The 17,825-nt window shown below is 67.8% G+C and carries 12 protein-coding genes and 2 pseudogenes; 8 read left to right on the top strand and 6 right to left on the bottom strand.

Annotated features, from left to right (window positions below):
- Positions 1-792, bottom strand: coding sequence for a DUF3025 domain-containing protein (locus IPK20_10195; GenBank protein MBK8017023.1), 792 nt, complete (start codon positions 790-792; stop codon positions 1-3).
- A gap of 182 nt (positions 793-974) precedes the next feature.
- On the opposite strand from IPK20_10195, the gene IPK20_10190 reads away from it, so the two are divergent.
- Entirely contained in the window at positions 975-2,084 is a 1,110-nt protein-coding gene (locus tag IPK20_10190) for an NAD(P)/FAD-dependent oxidoreductase (GenBank protein ID MBK8017022.1), read from the top strand.
- Between the two features lie 599 nt (positions 2,085-2,683).
- On the opposite strand, the gene IPK20_10185 is transcribed toward IPK20_10190, so the two are convergent.
- The 5 genes and pseudogenes from IPK20_10185 to IPK20_10165 form a co-directional block, all read right to left on the bottom strand.
- Positions 2,684-3,517 (bottom strand): trypsin-like peptidase domain-containing protein, encoded by an 834-nt coding sequence (locus IPK20_10185; GenBank protein MBK8017021.1) that lies wholly within the window; start codon positions 3,515-3,517, stop codon positions 2,684-2,686.
- A gap of 5 nt (positions 3,518-3,522) precedes the next feature.
- On the bottom strand, positions 3,523-5,820 hold the full coding sequence (locus tag IPK20_10180) for a xanthine dehydrogenase family protein molybdopterin-binding subunit (GenBank protein MBK8017020.1): 2,298 nt from the start codon (positions 5,818-5,820) through the stop codon (positions 3,523-3,525).
- A gap of 222 nt (positions 5,821-6,042) precedes the next feature.
- On the bottom strand, positions 6,043-6,303 hold the full coding sequence (locus tag IPK20_10175; GenBank protein MBK8017019.1) for a hypothetical protein: 261 nt from the start codon (positions 6,301-6,303) through the stop codon (positions 6,043-6,045).
- Between the two features lie 77 nt (positions 6,304-6,380).
- Positions 6,381-8,197: pseudogene (locus tag IPK20_10170) on the bottom strand (tetratricopeptide repeat protein).
- A 78-nt stretch (positions 8,198-8,275) separates the two neighbouring features.
- Positions 8,276-9,679 carry a tetratricopeptide repeat protein gene (locus IPK20_10165; protein ID MBK8017018.1) on the bottom strand — a complete coding sequence of 468 codons (1,404 nt, stop codon included), beginning with the start codon at positions 9,677-9,679 and terminating at the stop codon, positions 8,276-8,278.
- A 146-nt stretch (positions 9,680-9,825) separates the two neighbouring features.
- On the opposite strand from IPK20_10165, the gene IPK20_10160 reads away from it, so the two are divergent.
- The 7 genes and pseudogenes from IPK20_10160 to IPK20_10130 all read left to right on the top strand — a co-directional run bounded on the left by IPK20_10160 (position 9,826) and on the right by IPK20_10130 (position 17,738).
- Positions 9,826-11,181, top strand: a complete 1,356-nt coding sequence (locus IPK20_10160; GenBank protein ID MBK8017017.1) for a hypothetical protein — start codon at positions 9,826-9,828, stop codon at positions 11,179-11,181.
- A complete protein-coding gene (locus IPK20_10155) occupies positions 11,178-13,676 on the top strand; it encodes an AAA family ATPase (GenBank protein MBK8017016.1) in 2,499 nt (832 codons plus the stop codon). Before IPK20_10160 ends, IPK20_10155 begins: the two co-directional genes overlap by 4 nt.
- Positions 13,677-13,732: 56 nt before the next feature.
- Positions 13,733-14,206 (top strand): (2Fe-2S)-binding protein, encoded by a 474-nt coding sequence (locus IPK20_10150; protein ID MBK8017015.1) that lies wholly within the window; start codon positions 13,733-13,735, stop codon positions 14,204-14,206.
- Between the two features lie 13 nt (positions 14,207-14,219).
- Positions 14,220-15,023 (top strand): xanthine dehydrogenase family protein subunit M, encoded by an 804-nt coding sequence (locus IPK20_10145; protein ID MBK8017014.1) that lies wholly within the window; start codon positions 14,220-14,222, stop codon positions 15,021-15,023.
- A gap of 301 nt (positions 15,024-15,324) precedes the next feature.
- Positions 15,325-16,209, top strand: a complete 885-nt coding sequence (locus tag IPK20_10140) for a MoxR family ATPase (GenBank protein ID MBK8017013.1) — start codon at positions 15,325-15,327, stop codon at positions 16,207-16,209.
- A gap of 118 nt (positions 16,210-16,327) precedes the next feature.
- Positions 16,328-17,341 (top strand): UDP-glucose 4-epimerase GalE, encoded by a 1,014-nt coding sequence (galE, locus tag IPK20_10135; protein MBK8017012.1) that lies wholly within the window; start codon positions 16,328-16,330, stop codon positions 17,339-17,341.
- Between the two features lie 69 nt (positions 17,342-17,410).
- Positions 17,411-17,738 (top strand): annotated as a pseudogene (locus IPK20_10130) (endonuclease domain-containing protein).
- The last annotated feature ends 87 nt before the right edge of the window (positions 17,739-17,825 follow it).

Genomic DNA, 17,825 nt, shown 5'->3' with positions numbered 1-17,825 from the left:
TCACCGGACACCACGGCGTCCGCTGCGGAAGTATTCGCGATTATCGTAGAAGTCGTGGCGCTCGTTCGCGGCCCACCAGCCGGGGATACCCAATACCGGCAACGGTGACAGGTCCCTGGGGGTGACCAGTTCGTCCACGCGCGCCACGCACCGTTCATCCAGATGCCGCAGCTTCTCGTTCCACGGCAGACCGAAGAAGGCGTCGTCGACCGGCACGAAGACGGCCTTGGCGGTGAGTCCGACGAACGGATCCCGCAGCTTCTCCATGAGCGCATGGCCGATCGGCACGCAGAGCATCTTCGCCCGCGACACCGCCCGCGACTCCACGAACAGGCGCGTCCACTGGAAGTTTCGTATCGCGTCCTCGACGAGCGGATCCGCCGCTGCCACCACGATGCCGTCCTCGTCGAAGACGGTGAGGGCATCCCGCACGCGTGTCCTCCCGTTCGCGCCAGCTCCGGCCTGCTCCAGCTCTCTGGCGTGCCGGGCGCTGATGGCGGCCTTCGTGCGCGGAAACAGGCCCCACGCGCAGGCGTTGAACCGGTCGTGCCACGACGCCGCGTGGACCTTCAGCACACCTTCGCCATCCACGGAACGCTCGTAGTCAGCAGCTGCGACTGCCCCCGATTCCACCAGACGCAGCCGCCGGCCTGATGCATTGACCACGGGCCAGGGCACGGTCTCCATCAGGCGCTGCAATGCGGGCGTGCCGGAGGCGCGATCGAGCGCTGCCGGGTCGAACAACGCGGTGAGCGCAGCGAACGCGGGGTGATTCCAGATATCGGGGGGCACGGGAGGCTCCACGCAGGGAGTGCAAGCCTACCCGGGCACCGCGATGGCGGGAAGCTCGTTCGACGTGCCAGCAACCGGACGCGGCTATCGCCGCTGACTCCCGCGTTGGATAGACTCGCGGGAATCGCCCGGTTCCCCGTGACCTGGCCCCCCGGAATCCACAGCCACAACCGTCCAGAAGAATGACAGAACGTATCGACTGCGTCGTGATCGGCGCCGGAGTCGTGGGCCTCGCCGTCGCCCGCGGACTCGCCCTCGCGGGCCGCGAGGTCCTCGTCCTCGAGACCGAAGCCTCGATTGGCGAACACACCAGTTCGCGCAACTCGGAAGTGATCCACGCAGGCATCTACTACAAGCAGGGCTCGCTCAAGGCGCGCCTGTGCGTGGAGGGCAAGCAGCTTCTCTACCGCTACTGCGGCGATCACGGAATCCCGCACTCCAACTGCGGCAAGATCATCGTGGCCTCGCGCGAGGAGGAGATCCCCGCGGTGATGAGTTACATCCCCACGGCTGCCGCAGCGGGAGTTCACGATCTGCGCCAGCTGGATCTCGCCGAGGTGCACGAGATGGAGCCGGAGGTGATCGCAGTCGCCGCGGTACTGTCGCCCTCCACGGGCATCGTGGACAGCCACGCGCTGATGCTGGGCTACATGGGCGATGCCGAGAACGCGGGCGCCATGTTCGTGTTCCGCAGCCCCGTACTTTCCGGCCAGGTGACGCCGGACGGGATCCTGCTGCGCGTCGGCGGCGACGAACCGATGGAGATACTCTGCAACACGGTCGTGAACAGCGCGGGACTGTATGCACCGCAGGTCGCGCGGTCGATCGAGGGCATCCCGGCAGATCGGATCCCCGGCCAGTACTTCGCCAAGGCGCACTACTTCACGCTCGCCGGCAAGCCGCCTTTTCGACGTCTGGTCTATCCCGTGGGACACGGCTCGTGGCTCGGCGTGCACGTCACCATCGACATGGGCGGCCAGGTCCGCTTCGGCCCGGACATCGAGTGGGTGGATTCGGTCGACTACAGCTTCGATCACTCGCGCGAACCGCTGTTCTACGAAGCCATCCGGCGCTACTACCCCAATCTTGCAGAGGGAGCGCTGCAACCGGGGTATACAGGCATCCGGCCGAAGATCTCGTCCAAGACGGAGACTCCCGCCGACTTCCGCATCGACGGTCCGGCGGATCACGGAGTGCCCGGGCTGGTGAACCTGTTCGGCATCGAGTCTCCGGGACTCACCGCATCGCTGGCGATCGCGAAGATGGTGGGGGAGAAGCTGGCGAAGGCATAGAGGTGCCGGGCGTTGGGATCCTGGGAATTGGCGTACTGGAGCAACCCACCCCCATCCTGTCCTTCCCCCTGAAGGGGAAGGGACCCTTCGGTCACCGGCACGCGACGGTTCCCGGCGAGTCCGGGCCGTTGCAGCAGATCTCTTCCCTGAAGGGGAAGGGACCTTCGGTCACCGACACGCGGTGGTTCCCGGCAAGTCCCGGCCGTTGCAGCAGATCTCTTCCCTGAAGGGGAAGGGACCCGCCCGACCCCCGGCAGTCCCGCGTTGCAGCAGCTCTTCCCTGAAGGGGAAGGGACCTTCGGTCACAGACACGCGATGGTTCCCGGCGAGTCCCGGCCGTTGCAGCAGGTCTCTTCCCTGAAGGAAAAGGAACCCCTCGGTCATCGACACGTGATGGCTCCCGGCGAGACCGGAGATTGCAGCGAGTCTCTTCCCTGAAGGAGAGCCGCCTCTCGGTCCGGCGCTCGGCGCTTTCCGGCGAGTCCGGAGGATGCTTGCAGCAGGTCCCTTCCCCTTCAGGGGGAAGGACAGGATGGGGGTGGGGGTCCAGGGTCCAGGGTCCAGGGTCCAGAGCCTGATAGTGTCCGTTGCCCGGTCCCCTACCGCCTGTCCTCCAGAATCTCGGTCACGAACTGCACGGGAACCGCAAAGGAAATCCCGCTCGGCTGGCTGATGGCCGCCTCGCGCGACTGCTTGACGAAGGTGGAATTGAGTATGCCCACGACCTCGCCGGTCGCGGCATCGTAGAGCGGGCTGCCGCTGTTGCCGGGGTACGACACGGCGTCCAGCTGGATCATCGTGAGCGGCGGTCCCGACAGACGCTTGATCCGTGCCGGGTCGAGCTTGGACGAGTCCGGCTCGGGCATGGCCAGCGGCGTCAGCGCGGACACCATGGCGCGGTGAGTGGCGGGAACGAAACCCAGCACGGTGCCGATGGGAAAGCCGGTGAACAGCAGCTCCTGTCCCTCGGCAGGGAGCCGGTTCGCCGCCGCCAGCTTGAGCGGTGGCAGTTTTCCGCCCTGCAGATACAGCAGCGCCACGTCGCGGTCCTTGTCGACCTTCACCGCCTTCACCGCCCGGAACTGATCGCTGGAGCTGCCGGCATTGGGCAACACCACGATCAGCGCCTCGCGATGTTCGGCGTTGACGTTCGCCGGGAGCACGTGCGCGTTGGTCGCGACGACGGATCCGTCCTCGATCGCAAAGCCGGTGCCCGAGAAAAGGAAAGGCGGCTTGCGCAGGCGGTCGTAGGTGCCGATGGCCACCACCGACTGCTTGGTGCGCGCGATGATCGCCGCGCGGTCGGATCCGGACTGCGCCTGTGCCAACGCCGGGAAGGCCGCCACCGCCGCCAGTACTGCCAGCAGACACCGCCGGCCTGCGCGCGAGGCAACAGCCCCTGGCGCCCCGCCTCGGCCTCGCGCCGGGGACATCACGGTTACGCCGCCGCCTTCATCGCCTTCCATACGCGCTCCGACGTGGCGGGCATCTCGATGTTCGTCACACCGAAAGGCCGCAGCGCGTCGACGATCGCGTTCACGATCGTCGGCGTTCCGCCCACCGTGCCCAGTTCTCCGACACCTTTCGCCCCCAGCGGATTGATCTTGCAGGGCGTGGACTCGTCGCAGTGCTGCACCAGGTCAGGCAGGTCGTCCGCACGCGGTATGCAGTAGTCGAGCAGCGAACCCGACAGGAGCTGGCCGCTGTCCGGGTCGTAGCGCGTGTCCTCGAGCATCGCCTGCCCCATCGCCTGGGCGATGCCGCCGTGCACCTGGCCCGCCACGATCATGGGGTTGATCACGCGGCCCACGTCGTCCAGCGTCGTATACTTCACGATCTCCACGACGCCCGTGTCCGGATCGATCTCCACCTCGCACACGTGGCAGCTGTTCGGCCACGACGGACCGTCCACCTTCTGCAGCGTCGCGATCGCGATGCGCTTCTCGGGCTGGCGTCCCGCGAGTTCGAACATGTCGATGCCCACGTCCGTGCCCGCAACGGTGAAGCGGCCATCCTTGTATTCGATGTCCGTGGCCGACGCCTCGAGCGCATCGCCGGCGAGTTCGCGGCCCTTCTGGATGGCTTCCTTGGACGCCGTCATCATGGCCGAGCCGCCGATATACAGCGACCGGCTGCCCATGCTGCCGATACCCTGGGCGACGTCGCTGTCGCCTTGCACCACCACGATCCGGTCCGGATCCACGCTCAGCGTCTCGGCGATGATCTGCACGTAGCTGGTCTCGATCCCCTGGCCCATCGCCTGCATCGCGGTGTACACGATCACCTTGCCATCGCCCGTCACCTCCATGCGCACCGCTTCCTCGTGCACCACACCCGTCCATTCCAGGAACGTCGAGATGGCGCGGCCGCGCAGCTTGCCCTTCCCCTTCGATGCTTCCTTGCGGGCTGCGTAACCCTTCCAGTCAGCGAGCTCCAGGATGCGATCCAGCATGTGCGGAAAATTGCCGCTGTCGAACTTCTCGCCCATGGGCGTCTTGTAGGGCATTGCCGTGGGCTGGATGAGGTTGCGCCGGCGGATCTCGGCCGGATCGATCTTCATCTCCGCCGCGGCCTGGTCCATGAGGCGCTCGATCAGGTAGATGGCTTCCGGACGCCCCGCACCGCGGTACGCTCCGACCACGTTCGTGTTGGTGATGACCGCCGTTCCCTTCAGGTCCAGAGCCGGCACGTGATACACGCCCGTGATCACCTTGGGCCCCACGGCCACCACGATGATCGCGCCCGGGCCGATGGCGTACGCGCCGATGTTGCCGACGATGTTCACGCGGAAACCGAGGATCTTTCCGTCCGCATCCAGCGCAAGCTCCGCCTCGTCGTATTGATCGCGCCCGTGATTGCCGGCGAGGAACTCGTCGGACCGCGACGCCCGCCAGTGCACGGGGCGCCCCGTCTTCTTCGCGGCGTAGGCGCACACGGCATCTTCGGGATACAGCTGCGTCTTCATGCCGAAGCCGCCGCCGACGTCACCCACGATCACGCGCACTTTCTCCGCGGGCACGTTGAGCAGGTTCTCGGCAAGCGTCTTCTGCAGACCGGCGGGGTTCTGGCAGCTCGTGCGCACGGTGTAGCGGCCGGTGGCGGGATCGAACTCGGCGATCGTGCCGCGCGGTTCCATGCTCACCGGAACCAGCCGCTGGTTCATGAAGGAAATCTTCGTGACGTGGGCGGCGGCCGCAAAGGCAGCATCGCACTGGTCGCGCTTGCCGAACCGCATCTGCGCGGCCACATTGCCCGGAGCATCGGGCCACAGCTGCAGTGCGCCCTCGGCCGTGGCGGCCTCGAGCGTCGTGACGGAAGGCAGTTCCTCGTATTCCACGATCACCTGCTCCGCAGCATCCTCGGCCTGCAGCCGGGTTTCGGCGATCACCGCGGCGACGGCCTGTCCCACATAGCGCACCGCATCGGTGGCGAGCGCGTAGTAGGGCGGCGCGGACATCGGGTTGCCGGCAGGGTTCTTGAGCGCGGGATTGATCGGGAATGCGCCGATGCCGTCCGCAAGCATCTGGGCGCCGGTGATCACGGCGACCACGCCAGGAAGCGGCTGCGCGTTGGTGGTATCCACCGAGACGATCTTCGCGTGCGCGTGCGGCGAGCGGACGAATGCGACGAAGGTTTCACCGGGCACTGCGACGTCGTCCACGTACTGACCCTGCCCCGTGAGCAGACGTTGATCTTCGCGGCGGGTGATCGCCTGTCCGATTCCGAACTTGACCATGGTGTCGACCTCTTGCTGGTGTGCTGGCATGCCGGCGGGTCCCGGCCCTCGACCGCAATGATAGGCGATCCGGATGGTGCGAAGCGCGGGAATGCGGCCGGTGGCGGACCGCACGCCAGCGCCGGAACGGGCGGCGCCTGCCCGGCAAGGGAACGCACCGTCACGGCGCGCAACGGCGACAAGCAAGGAGGCCGGCGGGGTCGACACCGCCGGCCCGGGGAATCACGCGCGCGGCGACCACGCGGGCGGGCGTTTGCGGACGGGCACCCGGCAGATCGAGTCCGACCGGTTCCACAGCTGGTCGAGCTGACGATCGTCGGACAGCGCGATGCGGGTGCCCTCCAGTACGCATGCGGCAGGTCGCGGCTCCACCGGAACCCCGACATTGCGGGGCCCGCCGATGGTGGACTTGGCATCGGCTGCCAGAGGGAGGGATGCGCAGAGAATCAACGCCGCGCCGGACAACAGGGTCTTCGTGTTCATGAGGGGCTCCAGGGTCGAGAAAGTGGAAGTCCGCGCATCGGACATCCGCCAGGCCGCGAAAGCGTCGCGGCAACGCGTCACAGACGGTCGAGCCGCAACAGCGCCCGGTCGCCCGCCCATGTCCTGTCCAACCGGGCGTGGAAGGCTTCCGCCGCCTTGCGGTCTCCGCGGCGTTCGAACACCGTCGCGAGGCCGAAGAGGGCCCAGCCATTGTTCGGCGAGCGCTGCAGACTTTCGCGGAACACGGCTTCTGCACGATCCGTCTGTCCTGCCGCTGCCAGCGCCGCTCCGAGCGACTGGCGCACCGGGTAGTACCAGAAGGGCGGTTCCATGTAGGCGAGCTTGTCTTCCAGCGCCACGGCAGCCGTGAAGGCTTCGATGGCCGCGCCTTGATCGTTCTTCGCCTGCGCGATGCGTCCGCGGATCACCTGCACCGCGATCGCGAGCACGTCTCTCGCCGGCACGCCGCCTTTCTCCAGATCATCGAAGTCCGAACGGCGCGACAGCCGCTCGATCGCGGCAATCTCGTTCTGCGCCGCGAAGACATGCCCTTGCGCCGCGTGCGCGCTGCCGCGGGCGTAGTGCCACAGCGCGGTCACGTAGGGAAACCGTGTGCCCGGGTCGGGCAACGCGAGCACCGTTTCCAGCTCGCTGAACTGGGCATGGACGAAGTACGGCGCCGCCTTGATCGGCTGGGTCCACGGCACCTTCCGCACCACCTCGTCGGACAAGGTCGCGTCGAGCTTTCCGGCGGCGTCGATGGCGGTCGGGCCGTCTCCGGCCATCTGCGCCGACACCATCAGGAAGTGGATGTTGTGCGGGTAGTACGCGTGGCGGTAGAGCGGGTCCGCGCCGTTCTCGCGCAGGTGGCGTTCGTCCGCCGCCACGGCCGCCTTGTTGGCCCGGAGAGAATCCAGGTAGCGTCCGACACGGTAATAGATGTGCGAGGGCATGTGCACCAGGTGCCCGGCCCCGGCGCGAGACCGCCCAGTCGATCGGCGTGCGGCACCGCACGTTCCGGATCACCCGAGGCCTCCGTCATGTGGATGCGGAAGTGCAACGCGCCCGTGTGCCGCGGGTCAAGCTGCAATGCCCGATCGAGCAGCGTCAGGATCTCCGCCGTTCGACCTTTCGGATTCCCGCCGGCGTCCCAGTAATCCCACGGCGAGAGATCCATGAGGGCTTCGGCGGTCAAGACCGCGATTTCAACGTCGTCCGGATAACGCCGCTGCACCTCCCCCATCGCCGCGGCATAGGCCTGATCGAGCGCAGCCCTCTGCGCGCCGTCGTCGTTCGAGTAGCGCCGGGCGAGCGCAGCGATCAGCAACCGCTCCTTCTCGCTGGCGTGCGCCTGGAAGGCCATGGCCTGCCGGATGGCCGCGAAGGCCGCCGCATGCGCATCGGGTTCCATGGGTGCATTGATGTTGGGGCCCAGCACCAGCGCCATGCCCCACGCGCACATGGCGCATTGCGGATCCAGGCGCGCCGCCTCGCGGAACGCCCGCAGGGCGGCGCCGTGGTCGAACGCGTAGGCGAGCCGCAGTCCCTGGTCGAAGAACGCCTGCGCCCGGGGCCGGTCCGTCGAAACGGCGAAGTGCACGCCGCCCAGACCGTCGCGCAATTGCGGCGGCTGTGCGTCCACGTCGTGCGGCCGGCCCGAGTCCAGCCTGGAGCCGAACGGCTTCGTCTCACTGGTCACGGCGGCGACCTTGCGATAGGTTTCCAGCAGGCGCCGCCTCGCCTTCGCGTCCGGCAGGCAGGTCTGTGGCGGCGCCAACGCCGGATCGAAGTACGTGCTCTCGCCGTCCTGTGCCGAGGACAACGCGATGATCGCGATGCCGGAGGCCGCGAGCAGCGCAGCGATGATTCGTGCCTTGAAACGTGCAGGTTTCATGATGCGTTTCCGCTGAAGGAAGTACGAAGGAACGGTCGTGAGAGGAGCGAGAGAGCACGGCAGCGTGCTCCCTGCGTCTCAGCCGCGCGCAGAGGCAAGTTCGGCAGGGTTCGCCGCGGCCGGAAGGGCCTTGCCGGGAAGAGAGACCGCATCGTCCGGACCGATCCCCCAGGCACGCGTGGCGAAGCGCCAGTTGAGGCCGCTCGACGGCTTGTCCCGCAGGCGGGCATGCGCCAGCTCCTCCGCCGCGCCGTGGATTCCACCGCGCAGTGCGGCCTCGAGGAGCGTCTGGGCCAGGAGATCCCGCTGCGCGTGACTGCCGCCGAAGCGGTGCGCGACGAAGCGTGTGGGCGCGAGCAGGTCCACGCACATCTCCCAGTCGCCGCGACCGAAGGCCTGCAGCGCGCGGCAGACCGGAATGCCCACCGTCCACGTCATCATGGCGTTGGTGCCGCCGCGCTCGATGCGTGCCGTCTGCGCGCGCAGCAGGGCCGCCGCTGCCGCAGGCCGGTCGGCCGCCACGAATGCCGCCATCGCGTGCATGTCGTTGAAGGCGTAGTGGCCGTCCTGTGCCAGCGGCTCCCACGCGTCGGCGACGGGCTTCCAGCGGTTGCCGACATCCACGCCGCGCAGCATCAGGCGCCACAGCAGCGCCGTGGCATCGACGAGTTCGAGCACCACGCGCGAATCTCCGGGCCGGACGCCCTGGTCGTACAGCTCCAGCACCTTCCTCTCGTCGCCGATGTCGAGGTAGTACAGCGCCAGGTGCCACCAGTTGTGGAACGCGAACCCGTTGTCCGGCGCCCAGTCGTCCGCGCGACTCTCCAGCCAGCGCACGCCTTCCCACGCACGGCCCTGCATTTCCATCACATGAGCCACGGCGTGGATGGCCCAGGGGTCGCGGGCGTTCAGATCCAGCGCCGCGCGCCCCTGTTCCTCGGCCAGTGCGTACTCGCCCATCTCCTCCAGACCGAACGCGTGCATGCCCAGCACGAAGCCGTAGCCGGTCACGTTCCTGTCCCAGTGCGGCAGCACGCGGGCCACGCGGTCGCGCAACATGCGCGACGACCCGACGAAGAAGTCGCCGAGGTGCGCCATCTGCAGGCCGAACGAATCGCGCGGGTAGTGCTCCAGCAGCACGCCATAGCGCCAGAGCGCATGTTCGACATCGCCGTCGAGCCACGCGCGCAGCGCGGTCAGGTGCATGCGCTCGCGCTCGTTCGCTTCCGCCATGCGCGCCTCGCCCGCCTCGATGGCCTTGCGGGCTTCGGGCAGGAAGGCACGTTCAGTCGTGGACAGCATCAGGCCCGCGGCAAAGCAGTGGCCCATCACGAAATCCTTGTCTTCCTGCAGTGCGGCCTGGTTCGCGCCGAGCGGGTCGCCGTAATAGCCGTGAAAGAGATCGACGGCAGCTTCGTGCAATTCGAGCGCGGCCCGGCTCGTGGTCGAGACGGGATTGCCGCGGCGGTCTGTCAGATTCATCACGTGTTCCTCCGTTCAGGGTGTCTTGTCGTGCCCGGCGGGAGCACCGGTCGATGGAGGCATTGAATCGAAGACGCGTGAGAGAGCCGTTGTGATTGGCGTGAATAAAGCGTGAAAATCCGTGCTGGCCACCTTCCGGTGCCGTGATGATGTCATTCCGTTTGCATCTGCTGGGCGGCTTCGAGCTGACCGGTCTCGATGGCGACCCGTGCGCCCTGCCGCCGAAGAAGTGCCGCGCCCTGCTCGCATGGATCTGCCTGTCGCGAGCGCGCTCGGCGTCCCGCGCCGCCATGGCATCGATGCTGTGGCCCGAGGCGAGCGAAGAGCAGGCGCGCACGAGCCTGCGCCAGTGCCTGGCTGCGCTGCGCCGGGTCGCGCCGCTGCTGGAGGCGGACACGGAATCCATCGCACTCTCGTCCGCGCTGACGGATGTCGACGTGTGGCAATTCGAGCAGGGGGCCGGGCACGACGACTTGCGCGTCGCGGAGCCTGCGCTGCAGCGTTATGGCGGGGAACTGCTCGCAGGTCTGCAGCTGGACGCGCCCGAATTCGAACAGTGGCGCCGCGTCGAAGCGGAACGGCTGCGCCGGCTGGCCACCCAATCGGGCACGCGGATCGTGGACGTGCTTGCGCGAAGCGGCGATGCCGGCCGCGCCGTCGAAAACGCGCTGCGGGTGCTCGCCATCGATCCGCTGCAGGAGGATCTGCACCGCCGCGTCATGCAGCTGTATGTGGCGCTGGGGCGGCCGGCCGATGCGATCCGGCAGTACCGCCGCTGCCGGGAACTGCTTGGCACGGAGCTGGGCACGCGGCCGGAACCCGAAACGGAGTCGCTGTACCGCAAGCTGGTCGATCCGGAGCGCCGTCAGACGCTCATTCCAGGCACACCACCGACCGCCCTCGACGCGCCCGCTCGGACAGAGACCGGCCGTACGGAGGCCGACGCGGCAGCTTCCGATGCGCGCGAGGCATTCGTCGCGATCGCCGACGTGTCCGGCTTCGCCGCGTATTCGGCCACGCACGACGTGGATCTCGTCCACGAATTTCTCACGCGCTATCGCAGTGCCGTGCGCAACATCGTGCAGGCGCGCGGCGGCATGCTCGCCAACTTCATCGGTGCGCGGGTCATGATCGTCTTCGGCGCCCCCGTGGCCAGAGGCAACGACGCGGCGCGCATCGTCGATGCGAGCCTGTCGATCCTCGCAGCGGTGGAAAATCTGCAGGGGATGGCGGGATCCGCGCTCAAGGCGCGCGCCGGTGTGGCGACCGGCCGCGTCATCGCGGCGCTTGAAGAGGGGCAGTGGATCATCAGCGGAGCGCCAGTGAGCGCGGCAGGCCGCATCGTCGAAGCGGCGCCTGCAGGCGAAGTATGGATCGCAGACCGCATCGCGCAGGCCCTGGGCGAGCGCCTGGCGGCCGATCCGGTGGAAGGCGCCGTCGTCTCGGCGTTGGGCAGCGATCAACGCCTGTGGCGCGCGCCCGCCTGGGGCGGATCGACATGAAGCGTGCGAGCGCGTTCGTCGGGCGGCACGACTGCCTGGAGGCCGCGTGCGGGATCATGCGATCGGTGCAGGCCGAACGGCGGGGGCATCTCCTGGTGATCGGTGGCGAGGCCGGCATCGGCAAGAGCCGTCTGCTGGCCGAGGTCCTGCTGCGCGCCGCGCAACGCGATTTCGCCGTGCATCTGGTGCGTGCCACCGATGTTGAGAGCACGAGCGCCTTGAAGCCGGCCGCCGCGCTCGCGGCATCCATGCTGGATCTCGATCCGCCGTCGGCACCCACGGGCTCGTCGCTGGACGAATCGCTGGCGCGCCTGGCGCTCCCCTCCACGCTGCGGGCGCCGCTCGCCCACCTGCTGGAGGTTCCGATGCCCGCACGGGACGCCGGTCTGTGGCAGGCGATGGACGAAACCGCCCGGCAGCGGGCGGTGGAGTTCGCGCTCGTGAGACTGACGACCGCCGCGGCACGGCACGCGGCACTCGTGCTGGCCGTCGACGACCACCATTGGACCGACGAGCTGTCTGCGGACCTTCTCCGGGCCGTGGCGCTCGGCGCGAAGACGGAGCCCGTGCTGCTGGTGCTGTCGACTCGCCGCGGTCTGGACCTGGAGACGGACGCGTGGAGCGACGCGATCGGCGCGGACGCCATCACCGAGCTTTCGCTGTCCCCGCTGTCCCGCGACGACTCGCGCCGCCTGGCGTGGAGCTATGGAGTCGACGATGCCGGATTTCTCGACTCCTGCGTGGAGCGGGCGCAGGGCCATCCGTTCTTTCTCGACCAGTTGCTCCGGCATGGCGCAGGCGCGGCAGGAACGTTGCCCGGCTCCATCCAGAACATCGTGCTGGCGCGCGTGGATTCGCTGGAACCGCGGGACCGCGCTGCCCTTCAGGCAGCCGCCATCCTGGGACATCGCTTCGATCTCGATGCCCTTCGCGCGACGCTGGACGATCCGCTGTACGAACCCCAGCCGCTGATCGCCAGGGCACTCATGAGCGCAGAGGGCGACGAACTGCGCTTTGCGCACGCGCTCATCCGGGATTCGGTGAGCGACGCGTTGCGCACACCAATGAAGCGGACGCTCCACCAGCGAGCCGCCGCGCAGTTCGCCGGGCGCGACCCGGCCGTCGCTGCCGGACACGCCGCGGCCGCGGGCGATCCGGGAGCCGCCACCCGGTTCCTCGAAGCGGCTGCGCTCGAGGCGTCGCGCGGGCACTTCGAGCGTGCACTGGCGCTGGCCGAGCGCGGGCTTGCCTGCACGGCGGACCCGCCGCTGCGCGCCGAACTGGGGTACGTGGCGGGAGAGTCGCTGCTGGAATGCAACGATGCCGCCGGGGCGGAAGTCAGGCTGCGCGAGGCGCTGAACGGCACCGTGAACGAAGAGCTGCGCTGCAGGATCCGCATCGCCCTGGCCGAATGCCTGCGCCTCACGGACCGGCAAGCGGAGGCGCTCGCCCAACTGGACGACGCCACGGTACTGGCCCATCGCCTGGAAGACACGCGGCTGACCGCGCGCGTGGAGCTGCTCAGAGGCAATGCACTGTTTCCGTTGGGCCGTGCGACGGAGTGCCTTGCCGCCTACGCCAGAGCGCACGCGCTTTCGCGACAGGTGAGCGCCATCGAGCTTCAGGCCCAGGCGCTCGGCGGTCTCGGCGATGCGGAATACCAGCGCGGCCGGTTCGCCACGGCTCACCGCCTCTTCGGCGAGTGCGTGGAGGTCGCACGGGGGCGGCACCTGCGCCAGGTGGAGATCTCCAACCTGCCCATGCTGGCCGTGACACACGCCTACCAGCTGGAGCTTCAACTGGGAGCGAAGCTGAGCGATCACGCGGCGGAGCTCTCGCGCGCGATCCGCAGCGTGCGCGCGGAAGCCATCGCCCAGGCCGTGCGGGCGGAGATCGGCTGCATCGCAGGTCAGTGGAACGAGGTCGCGGCGGCCTCGGACCGCTGCATCGAACTGTCCCGCCGGATCGGTGCCCGCCGCTTCGAGGCCGACGGCATCACCTACTCCGCCATGGCGATGTGGGCGCTGGGCAGCCGCGAGGATGCCTGCCGTCAGCTGGAAAACGCGCTGGACCTGGTGCGCGCGTCGGCACTCACCTACTGCGGTCCGATCGTGCTCGCATGCCTCGCCTGGATGAGCCACGACCCCAGGCAGCGCGCGCGGGCGCTCGCGGAAGGGCGGGACATCCTCGGCAGGGGCGCGGTAAGCCACAACCACCTGCACTTTCATGCCATCGCCGCGGAAATCGCCCTGTCGGAACGCGACCCAGGGCAGGCGCTCGAGGAGGCCCAGGCGCTGGAGCGCTATCTGGACGGGGAGGTCACGGCCTGGCCGCAGCTGGTGATCGACCGCACGCGCGCGCTGGTCCGCCATCTGGAAGGCGAGCGTACGGACGCGCTGCGGACGGAACTCGCAGGCCTGCACTCGCGGTGCCTGACGGCCGGGGCGAGGCCCGCGCTGGGCCGGCTGGAGGCCGCCCTGGGGGCCTTTGCGTGACGGTTATCAAGTATCCTTAAGGACTGTCTTCCGCAGCCGGCTTTCTGGAGCACTACATGCCTGCCAAGCTCACTCTCAAGGTCAACGGCCGCGACGTCGCGGCCGACGTCGAACCGCGCACCCTGCTCGTGAATTTCCTCCGCGACGAACTGCGCCTCACCGGCGCCCACATCGGTTGCGACACCGCCCAGTGCGGCGCCTGTACCGTCCACCTGAACGGCCGCGCCGTGAAGGCGTGCAACGTCCTGGCCCTTCAGGCCCAGGGCGCCGAGGTGCTGACGATCGAAGGCGTGTCACCTGCCGACGGTTCTCTCCATCCCATGCAGGCCGCCTTCCGCGACCATCACGGCCTGCAGTGCGGCTACTGCACGCCGGGCATGGTGATGAGCGCGCTGGACCTCGTCGCGCGCAACCCGGAGCCGACGCGCGAGGAGATTCGCGAAGAACTCGACGGCAACCTGTGCCGCTGTACCGGTTACCACAACATCGTGAGCGCCATCGAAGCCGGCGCGAAAGCGATGCGTTCCTGAATCCGGAGACGCCATGTACGAATTCCAGTTTCAGCGGGCCGCGAGCGTGAGCGATGCCCTCTCCAAGTTCTCCGATGCGGACGATGGCCGGTTCCTGGCTGGAGGCCAGACGCTGCTCGCCGCGATGAAGCTGCGGCTCGCGGCGCCATCCGATCTCGTGGACCTGAGCGGCGTCGCGGAACTCCGCGGGGTGTGTGTCGACGGTGGCAATGTGGTGATCGGTGCCATGACCACTCACGCCGCGGTGGCGGACTCCAAGGACGTGCAGAAGGCGATCCCCGCGCTGGCCAGGCTGGCGGGTGGCATCGGCGACCGCATGATCCGCAACGTCGGGACGATCGGCGGATCCGTCGCCAACAACGATCCGGCAGCGGACTATCCGGCGGCGGCGCTGGCGCTCGGTGCGACGATCGTCACCGACAAGCGCAGGATCGCGGCGGACGATTTCTTCACCGGCATGTACGAGACGGCACTGGAGCCGGGAGAACTGATTACCTCGGTGTGGTTCCCGATACCGAAGAAGGCGGGATACGCCAAGTTTCCGAACCCGGCGTCGCGGTATGCCCTGGGGGGCGTTTTCGTCGCGCAGACGGATGCGGGGGTGCGCGTGGCCGTGACCGGCGCGGGGCCGGGCGTGTTCCGTGTGCCGGCGATGGAAGCCGCGCTGGCAAAGTCGTTCACCGCCGATACGGCAAAGGGCATCGCGGTGCCGGCCGACGATCTCAACAGCGACATGCACGCAGGCGCGGAGTACCGGGCGCATCTGATCGGCGTGATGGCGGCAAGAGCGGTGGAGGAAGCGCTGCGCGGAGGGTGATTTTCTGTTTGTCTACCCCATCCTCACCCTGTCCCTCTCCTTGAAGGAGAGGGGACGCATGGGGAAGCGCCGAGCCAGTGATTAGCAGATCTCGTTTCGCGGCGATGGTTGGACCGGACCGACCGATGCAGCAGGTTCCCTCTCCTTCAAGCCGGGGCCCCTGGAAACTCGCAGACTTTCCGGGGTGAATCAGAGGGACAGGGTGAGGATGGGTTCAGCAGCTTTCGGCAACTTCTCCCGTGTGAAGCATGGAGACCGAGATCTCCTTCATTTCGACTCGCCGCCTGCCATCGCCTGAACCATGCCCCTGCCCCCAGACATCGACAGCACCGCCGCCCTCCTCGCCTCGGCCGACTACGTCGCCGAGCGCAGCCTTGCGACCGCGGTGTTTCTGGCGCTCGCCCTCGGCCGGCCGCTCTTTCTCGAAGGCGAGGCCGGCGTCGGCAAGACCGAGATCGCCAAGGTGCTGGCCCGCACTCTGGACCGGCCCTTCGTGCGGCTGCAGTGCTACGAGGGCCTCGACGTGGCCTCCGCGGTATACGAATGGAACTACGCGCGGCAGATGATCGAGATCCGCCTGCTCGAAGCGCAGGGCGTGCATGACCGCAACGCGATTTCCGCCGACATCTTCTCCGAGCGATTTCTCATCCGGCGTCCCGTGCTGCAGGCGCTGGAACCGGGGCCGCAAGGCATGCCGGTCCTGCTCATCGACGAACTGGACCGTGCCGACGAACCCTTCGAGGCCTATCTGCTGGAAGTGCTGTCCGACTTCCAGGTGACGGTCCCCGAGATCGGCACCGTCAAGGCGCCGTCCCCGCCCATCGTGGTCATCACGTCCAACCGCACGCGCGAGATCCACGACGCCGTGAAGCGCCGCTGCGTCTACCACTGGGTGGACTACCCGGACATGGAACGCGAACTTTCGATCGTGCGGCGCAAGGTCCCGGACCTGGAGCAGCGGCTGGCCCGGCAGGTCGTCGACTTCGTCCAGCGGCTGCGGGGCATGGATCTTTTCAAGCCGCCAGGCGTCGCCGAGACGCTCGACTGGGGCCGTGCCCTGGTGGCGCTGGCCCAGCCGTCCCTGTCACAGTCCGTGGTGGGCGATACCCTGGGCGTGCTGCTCAAGTACCAGGACGATCTTGCGGCCGTGAAGGCCAAGCTGGCGAGCCTTGGCGTAGTCGCCTGACCCGGCGTTCTGCCGGCCGCCGGATTGCCCGGAGCTATCACTTGCTGTGCCCGGCCGGTCCTCCCTGGCTCGTCCCGTGCATGGTGACCCCGTTCGTTTCCATCGCGACAACTCACCCATGAAAGTGCTCGTCACCGGCGGCGCCGGCTACATCGGATCCCACACCTGCGTCGAATTGCTCGCCGCGGGGCACGAAGTGGTGGTGATCGACGACCTGTCCAACAGCCACGAGGAAGTCCTCCGGCGCATCGAAACCATCACCGGGAAGAAGGTGCCGTTCTACCGCGGCCGGGTACAGGATCTGGACCGGGTGACGGCCATCGTCAAGGAGCACGCGGTGGACGCGGCGATCCACTTCGCCGCGTTCAAGGCGGTCGGCGAATCGGTGGCCAAGCCCATCGACTACTACGAGAACAACCTGACCAGCCTCACGTCGCTCGTTCGCGCGCTCGACGCCGCGGGCGCAAGGCATCTCGTGTTCAGCTCGTCCGCCACGGTGTACGGCGACCCGGACAGCGTGCCGATCCGTGAAAGCGCTCCGATCCGCCCCACGAACCCCTACGGCCAGACGAAGGCCATGGCAGAGCAGATCCTGCAGGATCTGGCGGTGTCGAATCCGGCCTGGAAGATTTCTCTGCTGCGATATTTCAATCCCGTGGGCGCTCACAAGACCGGCCTGATGGGAGAAGACCCGCAAGGCATCCCCAATAACCTGATGCCGTTCGTGGCGCAGGTGGCCGTGGGCCGGCGCGAGTTCCTGAGCGTGTTCGGCGACGACTATCCCACGCCCGACGGAACCGGCGTGCGCGACTACATCCACGTGGTGGATCTGGCGCTGGGACACGTGAAGGCGCTGGAGCGGCCCGGCGAATCGGGCCTGCTCACGGTCAATCTCGGAACGGGCCGCGGCTACAGCGTCCTGGAGATGGTGAGCGCGTTCAAGAAGGCATCGGGGCGGGACGTGCCGTACAGGATCGTGGCGCGGCGACCTGGCGATGTGGCGACGGTGTATGCGGACCCCTCTACGGCACTGCGCGAACTGGGATGGAAGGCGACGCTGGACATCGACGACATGTGCCGCGATTCGTGGAACTGGCAGAGCCGGAATCCGAAGGGATACGCGGCGGACTGACCGGTCGTGGACGGGCAGGCGAGTCGCCGGGCGCGGGGAAATTCGCTGCAACGGAAGCTGCGGCGGGGGATGACGGACGCGGAGCGGCGGTTGTGGGGGGCGTTGCGCCTGGAGCAGGTCGGTGGGTACAAGTTCAGACGCCAACATCCATTCGGGGACTACATCCTGGATTTCGTTTGCCTGGAGCGCCGGCTGGTCGTCAGTCGATGGCGGACAGCATCTCGAGATGCGAGAACAGGATCAGGCACGAACGGAGATTCTGGAGAAGGCTGGATTCCTGGTACTGCGGTTCTGGAACAACGAGGTTCTGGAGCAGCTGGACGCGGTGATGGAGCGAATCTGGATCGAGCTGAATGGGAACTCTCCTACCCCACCCCCATCCTGTCCTTCCCCCTGAAGGGGAAGGAACCCTTCGTCAAGCATGTCGAGGAGGTGCGCACGACCGATGCAGCTACGGCAGAAACGCAGCATGTATTCGAAAGAA

It is taken from the genome of Betaproteobacteria bacterium (assembly GCA_016713305.1).
GTDB lineage: Bacteria > Pseudomonadota > Gammaproteobacteria > Burkholderiales.
Note: the sequence above shows the minus strand (reverse complement) of the source record. Positions and strands in the feature narration are given on the sequence as shown.

What these genes read in the sequence shown, in the direction of transcription:
- IPK20_10150 (MBK8017015.1), top strand. Translation starts at nt 13,733, where the DNA reads ATGCCTGCCAAGCTCACTCTCAAGGTCAACGGCCGCGACGTCGCGGCC.
- IPK20_10140 (MBK8017013.1), top strand. Translation starts at nt 15,325, where the DNA reads ATGCCCCTGCCCCCAGACATCGACAGCACCGCCGCCCTCCTCGCCTCG.
- IPK20_10155 (MBK8017016.1), top strand. Translation starts at nt 11,178, where the DNA reads ATGAAGCGTGCGAGCGCGTTCGTCGGGCGGCACGACTGCCTGGAGGCC.
- IPK20_10175 (MBK8017019.1), bottom strand. Translation starts at nt 6,303, where the DNA reads ATGAACACGAAGACCCTGTTGTCCGGCGCGGCGTTGATTCTCTGCGCA.
- IPK20_10165 (MBK8017018.1), bottom strand. Translation starts at nt 9,679, where the DNA reads ATGAATCTGACAGACCGCCGCGGCAATCCCGTCTCGACCACGAGCCGG.
- galE (MBK8017012.1), top strand. Translation starts at nt 16,328, where the DNA reads ATGAAAGTGCTCGTCACCGGCGGCGCCGGCTACATCGGATCCCACACC.
- IPK20_10185 (MBK8017021.1), bottom strand. Translation starts at nt 3,517, where the DNA reads ATGTCCCCGGCGCGAGGCCGAGGCGGGGCGCCAGGGGCTGTTGCCTCG.
- IPK20_10190 (MBK8017022.1), top strand. Translation starts at nt 975, where the DNA reads ATGACAGAACGTATCGACTGCGTCGTGATCGGCGCCGGAGTCGTGGGC.
- IPK20_10180 (MBK8017020.1), bottom strand. Translation starts at nt 5,820, where the DNA reads ATGGTCAAGTTCGGAATCGGACAGGCGATCACCCGCCGCGAAGATCAA.
- IPK20_10160 (MBK8017017.1), top strand. Translation starts at nt 9,826, where the DNA reads ATGATGTCATTCCGTTTGCATCTGCTGGGCGGCTTCGAGCTGACCGGT.
- IPK20_10145 (MBK8017014.1), top strand. Translation starts at nt 14,220, where the DNA reads ATGTACGAATTCCAGTTTCAGCGGGCCGCGAGCGTGAGCGATGCCCTC.